Annotated in this window: 2 protein-coding genes; both read right to left on the reverse strand. The window is 60.3% G+C overall.

Annotated features, from left to right (window positions below; all coding sequences use genetic code 11):
• Window positions 1-704, reverse strand: a 704-nt coding sequence (locus RAD10_RS41355) for a dipeptidase (RefSeq protein ID WP_461621960.1), incomplete at its 3' end; no start/stop codon positions are given.
• Between the two features lie 1,232 nt (window positions 705-1,936).
• A partial coding sequence (locus tag RAD10_RS41360) for a 3-keto-5-aminohexanoate cleavage protein (protein WP_461621961.1) occupies window positions 1,937-2,173 on the reverse strand: 237 nt, incomplete at its 5' end.

Genomic DNA, 2,173 nt, shown 5'->3' on the forward strand with positions numbered 1-2,173 from the left:
TTGTAGAGGCTCTGAACGCCGGTGTGGCTGCAGATCACGGGGCGCGAAGAGAGCGCGAGGGTGTCCATGATGGTCTCAGTGTTGGCATGCGCCAGGTCGATGACGATCCCAAGCTCATTGCACTCGCGCACGACCTCACGCCCAAAAGGCGTCAGGCCCCCAGGTGAGTAAGGAAATGTCTGGACGTGCCCGACTTCGTTCGCACGCATATGGACCAACTGGAGGAGCCGCAAGCCGCGCCGGTGGAGCTCGTGAAGGTTGTCGATGAGCCCTTCCAGACTGTCCGCCCCTTCGAGAGCCAGCATCAGCGCGAGCTTTCCCTCGCGCTTGGCCGCTCGCACAGCTGCCGGGCTGTCCGCCAGCGCAGCGTCGTCGTCCTCAATGGTCTTCAGGATCGCCGACGAGCGATCGAGGTCGAACGCGAAAGCCTCCCCCGGCTTGGGGCGGTACCGGCCGCGAAAGTTCGCCCCGGATCCGGGGGTATATTGGCCGGTTTCGTCGCGCTTGACGCAGCTATACGTCGCGTCGCCGATGAGGCTACAGACAACAAGGTCCATGAGGCTGCGGCGATATCGATCGAGTTCGTCAGACCCGATGCGCGGCACGCCGGGCCAGCAGAAGCCGCTCGGGTGGGCGTGCACGTCGACGAACACTGTCTGCTGATGGATCTGTTCGAGTCGATCCGGGCGGCTTGCGTCATCCATGTCTGTCTCCGTCATGCGCGCCAGCGCTGTTGGTAGAATTGTATCGAAGCTTGCGCACGCCCACTTTGTCATCCCAGGCGGAAACATCAGGAGCCATGCGAGCGAGAAGAGAAAGTGCTACCGCTCGGAATATGCTGCCCGGCACCAGAGCCTAAGCCGAGCGCCTGGCGGCCGAGAGTCCCGTCGTCCGCTTTGCCTTTCGCCGAGATCACTTTACCTGCCATGCAAGCCAGCGTTCCCCGATGTGCTCGAGATTCGTCTGCCGGGGCACCTGGCGAAGCGGAATCCTCGCGCACCACCTTCGAGGCACTCCGGCTTGATGCTGAACAGCGGAACACCATCAGGAGCCAAATGCTTCAGCTGATTTGTATTTGGTCCAGGGTACGCGGTTCCCAGCGTAAAGCCGGAGGCAATGGCGGCTCGATTCAGGAAGGCAATCAGCTTCTGCGCGTTTTCGGCGTTCGGACCACCTTTCAGCACTGCCCCATACGGGAACTAAATCTATGCTCGTCGACCGCCCTTGTGGCGCTGGATGCTCGTTGTCCATGACCACTCCTCCCTAGCCAGTCGAACGTTGAGCGTAAAACTGAGGCATCTTACGAGAAATCCAAGATGAATAACTGCATCGATTCGGCGTTTGCGCTGGAGTTCTGCGCTCCGGCGCTTTCTTTTGACGGATTGGAAACGAGGTCGCCTCGCCCGCCTCCATCGGACGCGCAAAGCTGTGGCTTTACGCAGCCTACGAAGTTAGGGCCCTTTCAAGTGCGAACCCACGGTGATGATCGGCGGTAGCTTCAAGTCCACCGCAGACACCTATCGAAATCGCGCCGCACCTCGCATGGTGGTACCCAATTCGATCTCCGAGGCGAAGATCCCCGGTGCTGTGGCCGCAGCGTAGCCAGCATCTGGGGTTGTGGTCGCCCTCGATCTGACGCGATCCTTTCGTTGTGCCAAGCGTCACACATGTGCTCGAAGTACCTAAGAATTTCCGGATTCGGTTTCGCGCAGCTTGAGGCAACCAGCCGGGTCGCCTCGCTTGAAACTCTTGACGATCTTTCGATGAATTGTGGCCAAGCGCGATAGTGCCAGCAACCAATACGTGGGCCACGCAGTTCACGCGATAGCGTCATCTGAATCGCTCCGAGTGCAGCATGTGAGCAGACGGATGACACTCGGCGTTTCCAGCGGCCGAGGATCCGGCATGACGTTAGCCATGCCGGATCCTCGTGTGTTTACCCGCGCTTCTTGAGACCAAGAATTGCCCGCGCCTCAGCAGGCGTGGCGACGCTGGCGCCCATGCGCTCGACGATCCCGACCGCATTTTCGACGAGTTCGGCGTTGGAGGCCAGCACGCCACGTCGAAGATAAATATTGTCCTCTAGTCCTACTCTCACGTGGCCGCCCATGGTGACCAACTGTCCGACCATTCGCATTTCGTCTGGACCGCAGCCGAATCCACCCCAGACGGC

The organism is Bradyrhizobium sp. 23AC (assembly GCF_054863025.1).